This is a genomic window from Ruegeria sp. HKCCD9138 (assembly GCF_057220975.1).
Window position 1 is genome coordinate 154,891 of sequence record NZ_JBWVAZ010000002.1, and the last position, 14,603, is coordinate 169,493.

General features: G+C 59.1%; 15 protein-coding genes. 7 read left to right on the forward strand and 8 right to left on the reverse strand.

Going from position 1 to position 14,603, the window contains the following annotated elements; genetic code table 11:
- Window positions 1–5: 5 nt before the first annotated feature.
- From AC2TEL_RS04060 to AC2TEL_RS04075, 4 genes are read right to left on the reverse strand one after another with little or no spacing between them, the layout of a single operon-like run.
- Window positions 6–1,103 carry an ABC transporter ATP-binding protein gene (locus AC2TEL_RS04060; RefSeq protein WP_480902049.1) on the reverse strand — a complete coding sequence of 366 codons (1,098 nt, stop codon included), beginning with the start codon at window positions 1,101–1,103 and terminating at the stop codon, window positions 6–8.
- 5 nt (window positions 1,104–1,108) lie between these two features.
- Window positions 1,109–2,008 carry a carbohydrate ABC transporter permease gene (locus AC2TEL_RS04065; RefSeq protein WP_480902051.1) on the reverse strand — a complete coding sequence of 300 codons (900 nt, stop codon included), beginning with the start codon at window positions 2,006–2,008 and terminating at the stop codon, window positions 1,109–1,111.
- Complete coding sequence (locus AC2TEL_RS04070; protein ID WP_039543053.1) at window positions 2,001–2,873, reverse strand: carbohydrate ABC transporter permease; 873 nt, start codon at window positions 2,871–2,873, stop codon at window positions 2,001–2,003. Before AC2TEL_RS04070 ends, AC2TEL_RS04065 begins: the two co-directional genes overlap by 8 nt.
- 57 nt (window positions 2,874–2,930) lie before the next feature.
- Window positions 2,931–4,175: an ABC transporter substrate-binding protein gene (locus AC2TEL_RS04075; protein WP_480838264.1), complete on the reverse strand. Its 1,245-nt coding sequence runs from the start codon at window positions 4,173–4,175 to the stop codon at window positions 2,931–2,933.
- A gap of 220 nt (window positions 4,176–4,395) precedes the next feature.
- On the opposite strand from AC2TEL_RS04075, the gene AC2TEL_RS04080 reads away from it, so the two are divergent.
- Together AC2TEL_RS04080 and AC2TEL_RS04085 are read left to right on the forward strand one after the other, a co-directional pair.
- The gene (locus tag AC2TEL_RS04080) at window positions 4,396–5,133 is read left to right on the forward strand and encodes a response regulator transcription factor (RefSeq protein WP_480838266.1); all 738 of its coding nucleotides are present in this window, start codon (window positions 4,396–4,398) and stop codon (window positions 5,131–5,133) included.
- Window positions 5,130–6,572 carry a sensor histidine kinase gene (locus tag AC2TEL_RS04085; protein ID WP_480902052.1) on the forward strand — a complete coding sequence of 481 codons (1,443 nt, stop codon included), beginning with the start codon at window positions 5,130–5,132 and terminating at the stop codon, window positions 6,570–6,572. Before AC2TEL_RS04080 ends, AC2TEL_RS04085 begins: the two co-directional genes overlap by 4 nt.
- Before the next feature lie 3 nt (window positions 6,573–6,575).
- Here the strand turns inward: AC2TEL_RS04085 and fliP are convergent, their stop codons facing one another.
- The 4 genes from fliP to fliF are packed head-to-tail and all read right to left on the reverse strand — an operon-like array spanning window position 6,576 to window position 9,772.
- Window positions 6,576–7,304, reverse strand: a complete 729-nt coding sequence (gene fliP / locus AC2TEL_RS04090) for a flagellar type III secretion system pore protein FliP (protein WP_480902055.1) — start codon at window positions 7,302–7,304, stop codon at window positions 6,576–6,578.
- Window positions 7,304–7,591, reverse strand: coding sequence for a FliM/FliN family flagellar motor switch protein (locus AC2TEL_RS04095; protein ID WP_480838272.1), 288 nt, complete (start codon window positions 7,589–7,591; stop codon window positions 7,304–7,306). Before AC2TEL_RS04095 ends, fliP begins: the two co-directional genes overlap by 1 nt.
- A complete protein-coding gene (locus tag AC2TEL_RS04100) occupies window positions 7,584–8,180 on the reverse strand; it encodes a FliH/SctL family protein (RefSeq protein WP_480902057.1) in 597 nt (198 codons plus the stop codon). Before AC2TEL_RS04100 ends, AC2TEL_RS04095 begins: the two co-directional genes overlap by 8 nt.
- Complete coding sequence (gene fliF / locus AC2TEL_RS04105; protein ID WP_480902059.1) at window positions 8,180–9,772, reverse strand: flagellar basal-body MS-ring/collar protein FliF; 1,593 nt, start codon at window positions 9,770–9,772, stop codon at window positions 8,180–8,182. Before fliF ends, AC2TEL_RS04100 begins: the two co-directional genes overlap by 1 nt.
- Before the next feature lie 86 nt (window positions 9,773–9,858).
- Between fliF and AC2TEL_RS04110 the strand changes: the two genes are divergently transcribed.
- The 5 genes from AC2TEL_RS04110 to AC2TEL_RS04130 are packed head-to-tail and all read left to right on the forward strand — an operon-like array spanning window position 9,859 to window position 14,573.
- Window positions 9,859–10,389: a flagellar basal body-associated FliL family protein gene (locus AC2TEL_RS04110; protein ID WP_480902062.1), complete on the forward strand. Its 531-nt coding sequence runs from the start codon at window positions 9,859–9,861 to the stop codon at window positions 10,387–10,389.
- A gap of 9 nt (window positions 10,390–10,398) precedes the next feature.
- On the forward strand, window positions 10,399–10,914 hold the full coding sequence (locus tag AC2TEL_RS04115; RefSeq protein ID WP_480902064.1) for a hypothetical protein: 516 nt from the start codon (window positions 10,399–10,401) through the stop codon (window positions 10,912–10,914).
- Window positions 10,911–11,504 (forward strand): MotE family protein, encoded by a 594-nt coding sequence (locus tag AC2TEL_RS04120; protein WP_480902066.1) that lies wholly within the window; start codon window positions 10,911–10,913, stop codon window positions 11,502–11,504. Before AC2TEL_RS04115 ends, AC2TEL_RS04120 begins: the two co-directional genes overlap by 4 nt.
- Before the next feature lie 46 nt (window positions 11,505–11,550).
- Window positions 11,551–12,420: a flagellar motor stator protein MotA gene (gene motA, locus AC2TEL_RS04125; RefSeq protein WP_480838284.1), complete on the forward strand. Its 870-nt coding sequence runs from the start codon at window positions 11,551–11,553 to the stop codon at window positions 12,418–12,420.
- Entirely contained in the window at window positions 12,417–14,573 is a 2,157-nt protein-coding gene (locus AC2TEL_RS04130; RefSeq protein ID WP_480902069.1) for a hypothetical protein, read from the forward strand. The genes motA and AC2TEL_RS04130 overlap by 4 nt, the downstream gene beginning before the upstream one ends.
- Window positions 14,574–14,603 lie beyond the last annotated feature (30 nt).

Here is a 14,603-nt window from a genome sequence, read left to right on the forward strand (position 1 = left end):
TTTTCTTAGTTCAATCGTTCACCGGTTTCTTTCGCGAAATAGGAAACCTTGCTCATATCGAAAGCGAGATTCAGCATCTCACCCGCCTGCGCGCTGGTTTCCGCATGCAGACGCGCCGTCACCTGTTTGCCACCCAGTTCAGAAACCACGTAAGTGTCCGCGCCCGCAGGTTCGACCATGTCGACCAGACAGGCGGCCTCCTGCACGCCAGCACCGGCCCGAAACCCGGCCTCGGCAATGTCTTCGGGGCGCAGACCCAGAATGACATCCGGTGGCAATGACAGGTCGCGCGCGTCGGTGAGCACGAGAGGCTCTCCAGCTTCGCGGGCTATCGAAATCTGAGTTCCGGATCCGTTTTTTGTTGCTTTCGCCGGGATCAGGTTCATCGCGGGTGAGCCCATGAAGTCGGCTACGAACAAGTTGGCCGGATTGTTGTAAATCTCGGCCGGGCTGCCGATCTGTTGCACGATCCCGCCCTTCAGTACCACGATCTTGGTCGCCAATGTCATCGCTTCGATCTGATCATGCGTCACATAGACAATCGAGGCATCCAGCGTCTGGTGCAGCTTCTTGATTTCGGTCCGCATCTCAACCCGCAGCTTGGCGTCGAGATTCGACAGCGGCTCGTCAAACAGGAACAGCTTTGGATCGCGCACCAGCGCCCGGCCCATTGCCACACGCTGACGTTGCCCTCCCGACAACTGGCTGGGACGGCGGTTCAGCAATTGCTCGATCTGCAGCAGGGAGGCGACCTCTTTCAGCTTCGCGTCCTGCGTGGCGGCATCGACGCCGCGCACCTTCATGCCAAAGGTGATGTTCTTGGCCACCGACATGGTTGGGTACAGCGCATAGGACTGGAACACCATGGCGATGTCGCGATCCTTGGGGCTGACATGGGTCATGTCCTTCCCCCCGATGGCCAGCGTCCCGCCGGTGATCGGCTCCAGCCCTGCAATACAGTTCAGTAGGGTGGACTTGCCGCAACCCGACGGGCCGACCAGCACCAGGAAATCGCCCGGTTCGATCGAGATGTTGATGTCCTTCAGAATCTCGGTCGCGCCGTAATTCTTGTAGAGGTTGTTGATATCGAGGATGGGAGCCATGGGTCTTATCCCTTCACGGAACCGGCGGTCAGGCCGCGGATGAAATACTTACCGGCAACGACATAGACGAGCAGCGTCGGCAGCCCCGCGATGATCGCGGCGGCCATGTCGACGTTGTACTCTTTGACGCCGGTGGTGGAGTTTACGATGTTGTTGAGCGCCACGGTCACGGGCTGCGTGCCCGCCTGGCTGAACGACACACCGAACAGAAAGTCGTTCCAGATCTGCGTGAACTGCCAGATCACCGTCACCACAATGATGGGCAGAGACAATGGCAGGAAGATCGACCAGAAAATCCGCAGGAAACCAGCCCCATCGACGCGCGCCGCCTTGGTCAGCTCGGACGGAATGGTGACATAGTAGTTGCGGAAGAACAGCGTGGTGAAACCAAGGCCATAGATCACGTGGACAAAGATCAGGCCCGGAATGGTGCCCGCGATGCCCATGATACCCAGCAGACGTGCCATCGGCAGCAGGACCACCTGAAACGGGATGAAGCAACCAAACAACATCAGCGAGAAGATGATGTTGGCCCCTTTGAACCGCCACTGCGCCACGACATAGCCATTCAGCGCGCCCAGCAGGGTTGAAAGGGCAACCGCCGGTACCGCGATCAGGACGGAGTTCCAGAAATAGGGCCGCAGACCTTCACATTGGATACCGGTACAAGCGCTGGACCATGCGGTTTTCCAGGCATCGAGGCTGACTTCGCGCGGCAGCGAGATCAGGGACCCGGTGCGGATTTCTTCAAGGCTTTTCAGCGATGTGGTCACCATCACAAACAGCGGCATCAGGTAGTACAGCGCGAAGAGGCCCAGCAGGACATAGAGCAGCCAACGCAAGGCAATCTTGCCGGTGGCTCTCTGCGAGCGGGTTTGTGTTTGGGGCATTGACAGATCAGTCATTTTTCGCCCTCAGCTCTGAGTAAAGGTAGGGAACCACGATGGCAAAGACGACCAGCATCATGATCATCGCGGACGACGCCGCCTGACCGATGTCGCCGCGCGAAAACGCCATGGCGTACATGTAGGTGGCGGGCAGATCGGTCGCGTAGCCCGGGCCACCACCAGTCAAGGCAATAACCAAATCAAAGCTTTTGATCGCAAGGTGGGCCAGCACAATGAAGGCGGACAGGAAGATCGGGGCCATCGACGGGATGATGATTGCGGTATAGATGCGCCAAGTGGGGATACCATCGACCTGCGCGGCCTTGATGATCTCTCCATCCACCGACCGCAGGCCAGCCAGAAACAGCGCCATGACGAAGCCCGAGCTCTGCCAGATCGCGGCAATCACGATGGTGTAGATCGCGTAATCGGGGTTCACCAGCCAGTCGAATTCAAAGTTTGGAAAACCCCACCCCTGCACCATGGATTCGATGCCCAGACCCGGGTTCAAAATCCACTTCCACGCTGTACCGGTCACGATCATCGACAGCGCCATAGGGTACAGATAGATGGTGCGGATCGCTCCTTCGACGCGGATCTTCTGATCCAGCAGAATGGCCAGCAACAGGCCCAGTACCATCGCGATGACGATGAACAGCGCGCCAAAGATATACAGGTTGTTGATCGCCGTATCCCAGCGGGGCGAGTCGAACAGGCGTTCATACTGGATGAAGCCCTTGATCTCGTATTTCGGCAGTAGTTTTGATCGTGTCAGCGACACCCACGCGGTCCATCCGATAAAGCCGTAGACAAAGATCAATACGGCGATGAACGACGGTGCCAGCACCACCTTGGGCAGGTGGTTTTCCAGCCATTCGGACATTTTAGCCTCCGGGGAAAGATGCTCTGCCCCGCAGTATAGGGGGCAGAGCGTATTGGATCAGTAGCTGTTTGCCACTGCGTCCGCCAGTTGCTGAACCGCGTCAGCCGAGGACATATCCGAGTTGAAATGCGCGGTCACAACGTCGGTGATCGCACCGGCCTGCGACCCGCGCAGCGCCATGCCATGCGCGTAGGACGGCAGCAACGAACCGCCAGCCGAGGTCGAGCCCATATCTTCGGCCGAGATTTTGGCGCAGATGTCGAACGCATCCAGCGCCACATCGGTCCGCGCCGGGATCGAGCCCTTGTTCAGGTTGAACACTTCCTGGAAGTTCGGTGCCACGATCAGCTTGGCCAGCAGTTCCTGACCGGCGCGGTTGTCGTCGCCTTCTACTTCGAACATGGCAAAGCTGTCGACGTTGTACAGATATCCGTCGCCGGGGGTCGAGGCGCACAGGAAATCTTCGCCGGGGGTTTTGCCAGCGGCCAGGAATTCACCCTTGGCCCAGTCACCCATGATCTGGAATGCCGCCTCGCCATTCATCACCATTGCGGTGGCAAGGTTCCAGTCACGGCCCGAGAAGTTTTCGTCAACAAAGCCACGCAGGGTGCGCATCTGGTCAAAAACCTGAACCATGGTGTCAGAGGTCAGCGCCTCGGGGTCGAGATCAACGAGAGCCTTCTGATAGAACTCCGGCCCGCCCAGACCCAGAGCAACTGCCTCGAACACGGTGGCGTCCTGCCAAGCCTGACCGCCATGCGCCAGCGGGATCACACCAGCAGCCTGCAGTTTTTCTGCCGCGGCGTTGAATTCGTCCCATGTGGTCGGCATTTCGATGTCGTTTGCGGCCAGAACGTCAGCGTTCGCCCAGATCCAGTCGATGCGATGGACGTTCACTGGGGCGGCACACCACGTGCCTTCGCACATCATGTGACCAGCGATCGACGCGGGCAGAACGTCGGCCCAGCCCTCGGCTTCGGCAACGTTCGAAATGTCAGCCAGCACGCCCTCTTCATACCATTCCTGAATCGCAGGGCCTTTCAGCTGAACCGCGGTCGGTGCGTTACCTGCCAGGACACGTGCACGCAGTGCGGTCATCGCGGCATCACCGCCGCCGCCCGCGACGGGCATATCGGTCCAGGTACCGCCGTTCGAGGCGAACTCTTCCTGCAAAACGGCCACTGATTTGGCCTCGCCGCCGGATGTCCACCAGTGCAGAACCTCCGCCTGCGGTTCCGCCACAACGGACGACCCGGCCGCAACGGCCAAAGTCGACACGGTGGCAAATGCAAAACGTTTCATTTCTTGTCTCCTCCCTGAGAATTTCTTGCCGCCCAGACGGCAGCCATGTGCGCCATTCTGAGGCCATTATGCCGTCTGACAACGGATAATCCGGGTCAAAGCACTGACAAACGGGAAATTTTCACCGCTTTTGTTACAGCATGTTACGTTGACCTTGAATCCGTTGCAGAACGTTACAATTGGCGGCAACACCGGAGGGCAGATTGGGAGGAAAAGCAGCGTGAGCATTCCGCGACTCTTGGTGGTGGATGACGATCCGGACATGCGTTCGATGATGACCCAGTTCTTTCAGCAGAACGGTTTCATCGCCCTGCCCGCCAGTTCCGAGACCGAAGTGCAGCGGCATCTGACATCCGGGCGCATCGACCTGATCCTGCTGGACGTGATGCTGGGTGACGAGAACGGCGTGGAAATCTGCGCCCGCCTGCGACGCGAACAGGATGTGCCTATCATTCTCGTCTCGGCCCTTTCGGCAGATCATCAGCGTATGGCCGGTTACGAAGTCGGTGCCGATGACTACATTGCCAAACCGTTCAACCCCCAGCTGCTGCTGGCCCGCGTCCGGGCCGTGATGCAGCGGGCGCGACGCACTCCGTCCCTGGCCTATCGTCGCCGGACCCGCACCTTTCGGTTTGGTGGTTGGATCTATGACGGCAAGCGGGATGAAGTGCATTCGCCCGAAGGCTATCTGGTGTCCCTGTCACAGCGGGAAACTGCCCTGCTCAAGGTCTTGCTGGCCAACCCGCATATCCCACTGACCCGAGACGAGATCGCCGCCGCCCTTGACGTCACCCGCGAAGCGGACAAGCCCGAGGCACAAGGACGTGCCATCGACATGCTTGTGGGTCGTCTGCGCTCGAAGATCGAGGCCAACCCGAAAGATCCGCACATGTTGCGGACCGAGCGCGGCGTGGGATATGTCTTTGCGGCTGACGTCGTGGTGGAAGAGGACACATGACCCTGCGCCTGCGCAGTCTGGGCTGGGTATGGTCACTGGCCGGGTTTGCCTCGGGAATGCTGTCGGCCGGATTGTGGTTTGCATCGTCGCAAGCCTGGGACAGATACCTGACGCGATCCTTCGTAGCCGGTTTTGCCGTCTATGAAGAGTTGCGAACGGGGCTGGGCCAAACCCCCGGGATTACGATTGCGCCCTTGCCGGCCGAGACCGCCGCCCTGGCGCAGGCCGGCATGTTCGAACAGATGCCCGGTTTTTCCGGTCGTCGATTTGTCACCAACCTGTCTATCCTGACCGACAGTTCCGCTCCGCTGAGCGGGCGCGAGCTGACTCTGGCCGTGATGTCGGACCGTTTGGTGTATCCGATTTCAGGTATCGTATCTGGCAGCGACCAGACCGGGCCCGAGAAAATGGGCAACCTGACGCGCCTATTGGCAACCTATTGCAGCGAGCCCATCCTGATCGCGCAATTCGGTCGCGGCCCGTGGCAGCAGGTGGACGGAACGGATATCTGGGGATGCAAGGCGGCCCCGGCAGATCTTCGATTGCCAGCCATTCTTGCAGCGGTAGTGACACTGGCCGTCATTCTGACGTCGATCGGAAATGTCTCGGACAGCTTTACCCGCTTTTCGCAGGCCCTGAGGGACCGCAGGCGCCGGGGCGGGCCCGAAAGCTATGATGCTGACGGTCCGGAAGAGTTGCGGGATATCGTTTCCGCAGTGAATGCCCATCTGGATGCCGAACGCGCACAGCTGGAAAAACGTGCCATCGTGCTGTCGGGCGTCAGCCATGATCTGGGCACGCCAGCGACCCGTGTCAGATTGCGCGCGGCGCTGATCCCCGATGACGAACTGCGCGAAAAGCTTGAAGCTGACGTTGACCAGATGACGGGCATGATCGAAAGCGTTCTGACTTACACCCGGTCCGAACTGAGCGTCGAGGAACCGCGCCAGATTTCTCTTACTTCCCTCGTGGAATCGATGGTTGCCGATTATCAGGACATGGGCCAGCCCGTGACCCTGAAGGAAACAGCGCCGGTGATCGTCGAGGGGGCGCCGTCGGTCTTCATGTCGCGCCGGGGCCGGGGGTCTTTGACCGAAACCCGGCGCATTCTGGTCACGGCGCGTCCAATCTCGTTGAAACGCGCCCTGACGAACCTGATCGACAACGCGCTGAAATACGGCCGCCGCGCCGAGGTCACGCTGGAGACAGACGCGCAGACTGCCACCATTATTGTCGAGGACAAGGGAACCGACCTGTCCGTCGAAGACATCGAGGCGCTGCTGAAACCATTTCGACGTGGCTCGAATACCGGGTCGTCCGACGGGTTCGGGTTGGGGCTGACGATCGCCACGACCGTGGCCGAACAACATGGCGGCACGCTGCAATTCGAAGCGGGCGATCAGGGCCTGCGCGCCCGTTTGCAGATCACTCGGCACTAGGCGTTATGGCGCGTAACTGCGCACCAATGCCCCTGCGATCAGGGCCCACCCATCGGCAATCACAAAAAAAGCAAGCTTGAACGGCAAGGAAACAGTGGCCGGCGGGACCATCATCATGCCCATCGACATCAGGACGGCCGCCACGACCAGGTCGATGATCAGAAACGGAAGGAAGATCAGAAACCCGATCTGAAAGGCCCGCGCAATTTCCGACAGCATGAAGGAAGGCATCAACACCGACAATGGCGCCTTGGGCGATAGCTGCATCGCCTCTCCATCCGGTCGCAATGACGCCATGGCCTGGAACGTCTCTGTATCCAGACGGGCCGCCATGAACTCGCGAAAGGGAATCAAGGCGCGCTCCAAGGCGGGTTCCACTTCCAGAGTTTCGTCAACCAGGGGTTTGATACCAATGGTCCAGGCTTCCGAAAACACGGGCTCCATGATGAAATAGGTCAGAAACAGCGCAAGGCTGACGATCAGCATGTTGGGTGGCGATTGCTGCAATCCGATGCCCTGCCGCAAGATTGCCAGCACCGTGATGAGGAACGGGAAACAGGTGATCATGATCGCGATCCCCGGCGCAAGGCTCAGCACCGTGATCAACAGGATAAGCTGAATGGTCCGGGCCGAAATCGAACCGCCATCGCCCAGCGACAGCGACAACTCCTGCGCCACGGCCATCGAGGGCAACAGGAGAACCACTGCCGCCGGCCAGATCAGATGGCGCATTATCCGATCCCGTTCTGCAAATCCGCAATCTCGGTCAAGCGTACTGCAAGTTGCCCGGCCTGATCGCCTTCCATTTCTTCCAGTAATCCGCGGGCAACAAGGCGATCACCGACATACAGGTCCACCGGGTCTTCAATCCGCTTGTCAAGCGTCAGAACGGCGTTTTCACCCATGTTCAGCAAATCGCGGATCAGCGGGCGCGCGCGGCCGACAGAGACGGTCACTTCAATCGGAACGGTCTCGAACGGATTGGATTTTTCGGATTTCTGGGCTTGGGGATCACTCATTTGACAAAGCCTCTTTTGCTTCAAATACATAGGCGTCGAATGCGCCGGAAATGGCGGTCAGCAAGGCTCCGCAGTCCATCTCGGACCTGGCGGAGCCGACATGCAGTCTGGCCTGACCTGGTTGCAGCGCCGTGTCTTCGATAACCTGAGGTTGCGGAGACAAATCCTGCGGGATCAGCGGTTCAACCTGCGCAGCTGTTCCGACGGGCACCCGCAGGATCATCGGCTGCCCTATTTGATCTTTCGCCAGCTCGCACAACTGGGCCACCAGACGTGCCGCAAAACCTTTATCCAAAATCTCCGGCAGAACCGTCTGGACGAGGCTTTGAAACATCGGTTCCAGTGACAGCGTCATACGGGTCAACGCCTCGTGATAAGTAAAGGACAGGTCCGACAACGCGCTGGTCAATTCGGCGCTAAGCTGATCGCGCCCCTGATCCTGCGCCTGAACGGCATCTTCCCAACCCGCGCCGTATCCTTTCTCGAATGCGGCAAGACGCTGCTCCTCTAGCGCGTCATCGTCCAGCAGATGTATCGCGCCGGTGCCGACCTGAACCGAAAAGTCCTCAAGGAGATGGGCAATGGACATCACACCTTCTCCTCGCTTTCTTCAAGCCAGCTGCGCAGGATTTCAACTGTCTCCTCCTGCTTGTCGCCGATCATGGCACGCAGGCGGTCCACCGCATCCTCGCTTTGACCTCCGGTCAGCGCTGGGACATTCTGCTGGCTTTGATTGGGCAGCGGGGCGAAGTCCTGAGAGTCTTCGGTGGCGATCTCTCCTACCAGGTAGGGTGACGCATCCGCCTGCGGTTCAACGCCTGCGGGCAGCAGGGACGGAGCTGTTGCCGGGTTCGTCAGGATCGGCCGGATTACAAACAGACCCAAAACAAGGGAAACAAGCGCCAACACAGCCATCTGGATCAACGCCATTGCGTCGAGATGGATCTTCTGCCACAGCGATGCCGCTGCTAACGTGCCCCGTGGTTCAACCGCAGGCAGATCCAGTGACTTCAGTGTAATGACATCTCCGCGCTCGGGATCAAAGCCAACGGCTGACGCCACCAATTCCTCCAGCGCATCAAGCTCGGGCTGAGGCATAGGTTCGAATGTATCCACGCCGTCTGCGCCGACGGTACGCGTGCCGTTCACAAGTACCGCCACCGTCAACCGTTTGATCGCACCGGGCGCTCGATGCACCTCCAGCTCGGTTTCGGACACTTCGTAATTCACCCGTTCACGGGTCTGGGTGGTCGTCGAGTTGGATTCGTCGCCGCCCGCCCCATCACCGTCCGGAAGGTTGGAGGCAACAGTCACCTCGGCAGACTGATTGCGCGCACTGTCCGACCGTTCCTCGACATCCGTGCTGATGGCGACGCGTCCCTTGGGGTCGAAGCGCCGCTCGCGGATCGACTCGGTCTCGGTCACTGTATCCACACTGACCTCAACCACAGCATTGCCAGCGCCGACACGAGCCTCGACCAAGCGCAAAACGCGTTCGCGCAGCTGGTTCGCCTTGTCATCCGACGTGTCGGTAGCGGTAACCGTATCCTGCACTCCGATAACCGTGCCGTTTGAATCGACTACCGCGACATTTTCCGAAGCCAGCCCACTGACCGCCGAGGCAACCAGAAACCGGATCGCCTTGGCCTGATCGCCGGTAATCTGAGACCCGGACGGCACCAGATAGACGGATGCAGTCGGCGCAACGCTGCGCTGGAACGGGTTTGACGATCCATTGGCGATATGAACGCGTGCCTGGCTGACATGAGGGCTGCCGACAATCGTCCGCGCCAGCTCGCCTTCTTTTGCGCGCCAGTATGCGGCGTCGAACATCTGCGACGTGGTGCCGAAGCCGCTGAGCGAATCCAACAGCTCATATCCCCGATTGCCGTTCGTCGGCAGCCCTTCGCTGGCCAGAGTCATGCGCAGCTCGTCCCGATGTCGCCCGGGGACATAGATTGAACCACCCTTGATCTCGTAAGGAACACCCCGCTGATCCAGCGAACGCACGATATCCCCGGCGGCACCACTTTCCAGCCCCGCGTAAAGCAATGTCATCGAAGGCGCCGTTGCAATTCGCGACATGGCGAGAACACCCAGGAACACCAGCACGACGGCGCCGGCCACTATGATTTGCTTGCGCCTGTCCAAACTTGCCCAGACAGCTCCGATCTGCTGCACGCTCACCTCCGACTCGCCGACATTCTGTGCGGCTCGCCCCATGTTTGAACGATTGCCCTTAACAATCGGTTAGTCCCTGCGGGGTTATGACACTTGTCGAACGCAAGGATGAGGACGTCATGACCGGCGCAACAACAGAAGAGGCAGAAGCCCCTAAGAAGTCGGGGAAAAAGGGCATGATCATTGCGGTGATTCTGGCTGTCGCGGGTGCGGCGGCCGGGTTCTTTGTCACCAGCTCTGGCCTGCTGCCAATCGGTACCAAAGCCTCGCCGATTGAGGCGGCGGATAAGGGTGAGGGCAGATCCGCAGACGCTTTGCCCAATGTCGCATTTGTCGATCTGCCTCCGGTGATCATCTCAGTCGATGCGGGCGATTCTCGCCACCTGAAGTTTCACGCCCAGCTTGAGGTGAACGCAAACCATGTTGGTGAAGTGGAAAAGATGCAGCCGCGAATCATGGACGTGCTGAACAACTATTTGCGCGCGGTCGAGCTGAGCGATCTTGAGGATTCTCTGGCGCTGGTCCGAATCCGGGGCCACTTGCTGCGGCGTATTGGAATCGTGGTCGGCGAAGGACGCGTGCGCGATGTCCTCGTCATGGAATTCGTTTTGAACTAGGAGGCGAAGTTGGAACTGATAGCGGATATTCTGCTGGTCGCAGGCGCACTTGGTGCGGGGCTGTATTGCTTTGTTCTGGCCCGGCGCCTGAAACGGTTTACCGATCTTGAGAAGGGTGTTGGCGGAGCGGTGTCCGTTCTGTCGGCGCAAGCGGACGAGCTGAAGACTTCGCTGGAGTCCGCGCGCGTGGCGTCTGATCGGTCAGGAGAAACGCTGCAGGCCCTGACCGAGCGTGCGGAATCAGTCGCCCAACGTCTGGAACTGATGATGGCATCGATGCACGACGTGATCCCGGACGATTCTGCCAAAACCGAGACCACGTCGGAACCTGTGCACATCGCTGAGGACAGCTCGCCCGATCAAGAAGAAAAAGCGGAGGAGTCCGAAGCTGGAGAACCCAAGACGACGACCAAATCCGAAACAACCGTCGCGCCGGTAACAGAAACGAACGCCGGGCAGTCAAAAGCCCCGGAGGGGATCATGTTCTTTCGCCACGCACGGGTGCAGGGCAGAACATCACAATGACCAAGGTGCCGAAGCAGAACGGGTCAAAACGGTCGCGCGGCGGCGTTCTGACCGTGATTTCGCTGCTGATGATCGGGTCGGCGGTAATTCGTTTGGGGCTGGAGGCAGGCCCGGCGCTGGCCCGCAGCGTCGAACCAGGCAAGTCCCCAACAGATGGGTCCATGGCAGAAGGAACTTCAGAGGCCGATTTGCAGGTTCTTTTGACTGAATTGCTGCGCCGAGAAGAAAACCTGAACCGCCGGGAGGCACTTCTTTTGGACAAGGAAAGGGCTCAGGAAATCGCACAGTTTGCAATCGAAAGCCGACTGGCCGCGCTGCAGGATGCGGAAGACTCTTTGCGCGAGACGCTGGCAGTAGCCGACAAGGCCGCAGAAACCGATCTGACGCGTCTTACGGATGTCTATCAGAACATGAAACCCAAGGATGCTGCGGCCTTGTTCGAAACGATGGACCCCGTTTTTGCGGCGGGCTTTCTGTCTCGAATGCCACCTGATGCTGCGGCAGGTGTGATGGCTGGGCTCAGCCCCGAAGCCGCATACACGATTAGTGTCGTCATGGCTGGCCGCAATGCATCAGCGCCGGAGGAATAGCTGAAATGTGCTGCCACCCCGATTTCCAAACCGCCGGAGACTTCGCATGATTGGACTGATTGGAATTGCCTGTATCTTCGTCATGGTTTTCGGCGGATATCTCGCTGCCGGGGGCAAGATGGCGATCATTTTGAAGTCGCTACCTTTCGAAATGATGATGATCGGCGGCGCGGCTATTGGCGCATTTCTGATCAGCAATGACATGAGCGCGGTCAAACACACGGCCAAGGACATGGGAAAGGTTTTCAAAGGCCCGAAATGGAAACCCGAAGACTATCGGGATCTGCTGTGCCTTCTGTTCTCGCTCATCCGCATCGCGCGCGCCAACCCCGTGGAGGTGGAGCAGCATATTGAGGATCCCCAATCCTCGGACCTGTTTTCGACCTATCCCAAAATCCAGGCCGACAAGGAGGCGGTGGACCTGATCTGCGACACCATGCGGTCGGCCGCGATGAACTACGACGATCCTCATCAGGTCGAAGAGGTTCTGGAAAAACGGATGGAAGCGAATTTTCATCACGCCATGCATTCCAGCCACGCATTGCAGACCGTAGCGGACGGGCTGCCCGCGCTTGGGATTGTGGCGGCCGTTCTGGGTGTCATCAAGACGATGGGCTCGATCGACCAACCACCGGAAGTGTTGGGAAAGCTGATTGGTGGGGCTCTGGTCGGTACGTTCCTTGGTGTTTTCCTCGCTTATGGCCTGGTTGGCCCCTTCGCGGGCAAGCTCAAGGCGGTGGTCGAGGAAGACAACCATTTCTATCAGCTGATCAAGGAAGTCCTTGTCGCGAACCTTCACAACCATAACGCGGCAATGTGTATCGAGGTGGGTCGCCAGAATACGCCGACGCACAACCGCCCCGGGTTTACCGAGCTTGAGGATGCGCTGAAGGAATTGAAGCAGGCAGCCGCATGAAACGCGTATTCACTCTGACATTGGCTCTGATCGCAGCGGCGTCGGGCACGTGGGCGCAAACCGTCAGAGTCCGATCCGGGGAACATGACGGCTACACCCGCATTGTCGTTCAGGTTCCACCCGACACCGGTTGGGTATTGACGCAACAACCGAACGGCGCGCGTTTGTCCTTGGAATTGGACAACGTGGAATTTGACACAAGTTCTGCCTTTGACCGCCTGTCCTCGGGGCGATTGACATCTTTGTCCCAGTCCGAACCCGGCGCGGCGTTGGAAATGGATTTTGGCTGTGAATGTATCGCCACTGCCTTTTTGCACCGCCAGACAATGGTTGTCGTGGACATCGCGCCGGGCGAGTACAGTCCACCCATTGAAACCGCTGCCCCGCCGCCAATTCTGCCGGTATCGGGTATTGCCGGGAACAAAACCACCCGGGTCCAGTCTTTCGGCTCAGAGCTTTCACCCTCATTGCTGCAGTTGAAGCGCCGCAGTTTTGAAACCCAGTTGATGTCACGAATTCTGCAAGGGGCGGATCGAGAGGTCGTCGATCTTGATCTGGCTGGCGTTGGTGCGCGCCAATCCGGGTACTTTGGGCCGCTGAAATCCCCTATTGAACTGCCGCAAAACCTAAATGTCTCGTCGATCTTGGACGGACTGTCAGGACTGGAACGATCGGCGCTGCAGCAGGTTGAAACCCGGCCGACCTGCATTGCGAACGCGGAACTGGGTTTTGACACATGGTCTGAAACTCGGCCTTTCCCGCAACAAGTCTCCGAGCTGAGGGTTGGCTTGTTCCTGGAATTCGACAGGCTGGACGCGATCAAGGCCGAAAAGCTGGCAAAGCTTTATGCCTATCACGGCTTTGGTGCAGAAGCCGTTCAGGTGCTGAAGCTTGCACCGGAGCGAGTGGAAGAATGGGATCGGATCGAAGCGATTGCCCGGGTTATGGACGGCCGGAAGGCGATCAGTCCGAATCCTTTTGCAGATCAGCAGCGTTGCGGTGGCGACACCGCCTTGTGGGCCTTGCTGACCGAGGGCCACTTGACCGCAGACGCCCGGTCGGACGAGATCGAGCATTCCTTTTATCGCCTGCCTCCGCATCTCAAGCGCCAGTTTGGAGCGGCCGTGGCTGAGGTCTTTGTCGAGGCCGACAAGCTGGAAGCGTCTCGGCGTATTTTGAGAGCGGTCGGGCGTGTTGATGAGATCGACCGGCCCGAGATGACAATGGCCAAAGCTGGTGTGGCGGCTGCAGAAGGAAATGCAGACCAGACCGAAGACCTGTTGCAGAAAGCGGCAACCGCGCCTGACGCTGGCGCAATTGCGCCTCTTGCACTTGCGCGGCTTATCGAAAAAAGATGGTCGGACCAAGGGGCAGTAACTGGACAGGAACTGGATCTTGCCGGCGCCTATGCGGTGCAGTTCCGCAGATCAGAAATTGGCCCGATGATGGAACGCACACATGCGCTGGCTTTGGGTCTGAACCAGGAGTTTGGCGCCGCGTTGGTCAGGATTTCGGCATCGCCTGATGACAAGGACTGGCGCAGAACGCACGATCAAATCTTGCAATTGCTGGCCGAGCGCGCAGCCGACGTGACCTTTCTGAGGCACGTCCTGAGCCTGCCTGAAGAAGTGCGTGAAACCTTGGCATTGGAAACGGCCGTTTCCTTATCCGAGCGCCTGACCGATCTGGGGTTTGCAGAGTTGGGGTACGCTCTGGCGAACCGGCAACATGACAACTCCCGGCGCTCGGAAAGATCACGGCTTCGCGCCCGCGCCGCATTACGGGAAGGTCGATCGCGCCAGGCTCTGATGGAACTTGCCGGAGATGGCTCGGACCCCGCCCGGCGTTTGCGGGCGCTCGCCCTTGTAGGCAGTCGGGATTTTGCAGGAGCCGCCTTGGTTCTGAGAAAGATCGGCGACGCAACCGGAGCCCAGCGGAACTTTTGGCGGGCCGGGCTGCTGGACGATGCCCGGAACGGTCCGTCAGGGAAGTACGAAACCCTGGCGCAATTGAGCTTGTCATTGGACAACCCGATTGATCGTCAACCGCACAAGCCGTTGGCTGATGCAGCGGGATTGTTGCAGAACAGCGCCCGGATACGGGAACAAATCAGCGAGATGTTCGGCGTCCTGAACGCCGACATGTCTGAGTAATAGCCAAGCGGTTCTTGCAAGTGTCGTGAG

What these genes read in the sequence shown, in the direction of transcription:
- AC2TEL_RS04060 (WP_480902049.1), bottom strand. Translation starts at nt 1,103, where the DNA reads ATGGCTCCCATCCTCGATATCAACAACCTCTACAAGAATTACGGCGCG.
- AC2TEL_RS04065 (WP_480902051.1), bottom strand. Translation starts at nt 2,008, where the DNA reads ATGACTGATCTGTCAATGCCCCAAACACAAACCCGCTCGCAGAGAGCC.
- AC2TEL_RS04070 (WP_039543053.1), bottom strand. Translation starts at nt 2,873, where the DNA reads ATGTCCGAATGGCTGGAAAACCACCTGCCCAAGGTGGTGCTGGCACCG.
- AC2TEL_RS04075 (WP_480838264.1), bottom strand. Translation starts at nt 4,175, where the DNA reads ATGAAACGTTTTGCATTTGCCACCGTGTCGACTTTGGCCGTTGCGGCC.
- AC2TEL_RS04085 (WP_480902052.1), top strand. Translation starts at nt 5,130, where the DNA reads ATGACCCTGCGCCTGCGCAGTCTGGGCTGGGTATGGTCACTGGCCGGG.
- fliP (WP_480902055.1), bottom strand. Translation starts at nt 7,304, where the DNA reads ATGCGCCATCTGATCTGGCCGGCGGCAGTGGTTCTCCTGTTGCCCTCG.
- AC2TEL_RS04095 (WP_480838272.1), bottom strand. Translation starts at nt 7,591, where the DNA reads ATGAGTGATCCCCAAGCCCAGAAATCCGAAAAATCCAATCCGTTCGAG.
- AC2TEL_RS04100 (WP_480902057.1), bottom strand. Translation starts at nt 8,180, where the DNA reads ATGTCCATTGCCCATCTCCTTGAGGACTTTTCGGTTCAGGTCGGCACC.
- AC2TEL_RS04110 (WP_480902062.1), top strand. Translation starts at nt 9,859, where the DNA reads ATGACACTTGTCGAACGCAAGGATGAGGACGTCATGACCGGCGCAACA.
- AC2TEL_RS04120 (WP_480902066.1), top strand. Translation starts at nt 10,911, where the DNA reads ATGACCAAGGTGCCGAAGCAGAACGGGTCAAAACGGTCGCGCGGCGGC.
- motA (WP_480838284.1), top strand. Translation starts at nt 11,551, where the DNA reads ATGATTGGACTGATTGGAATTGCCTGTATCTTCGTCATGGTTTTCGGC.
- AC2TEL_RS04130 (WP_480902069.1), top strand. Translation starts at nt 12,417, where the DNA reads ATGAAACGCGTATTCACTCTGACATTGGCTCTGATCGCAGCGGCGTCG.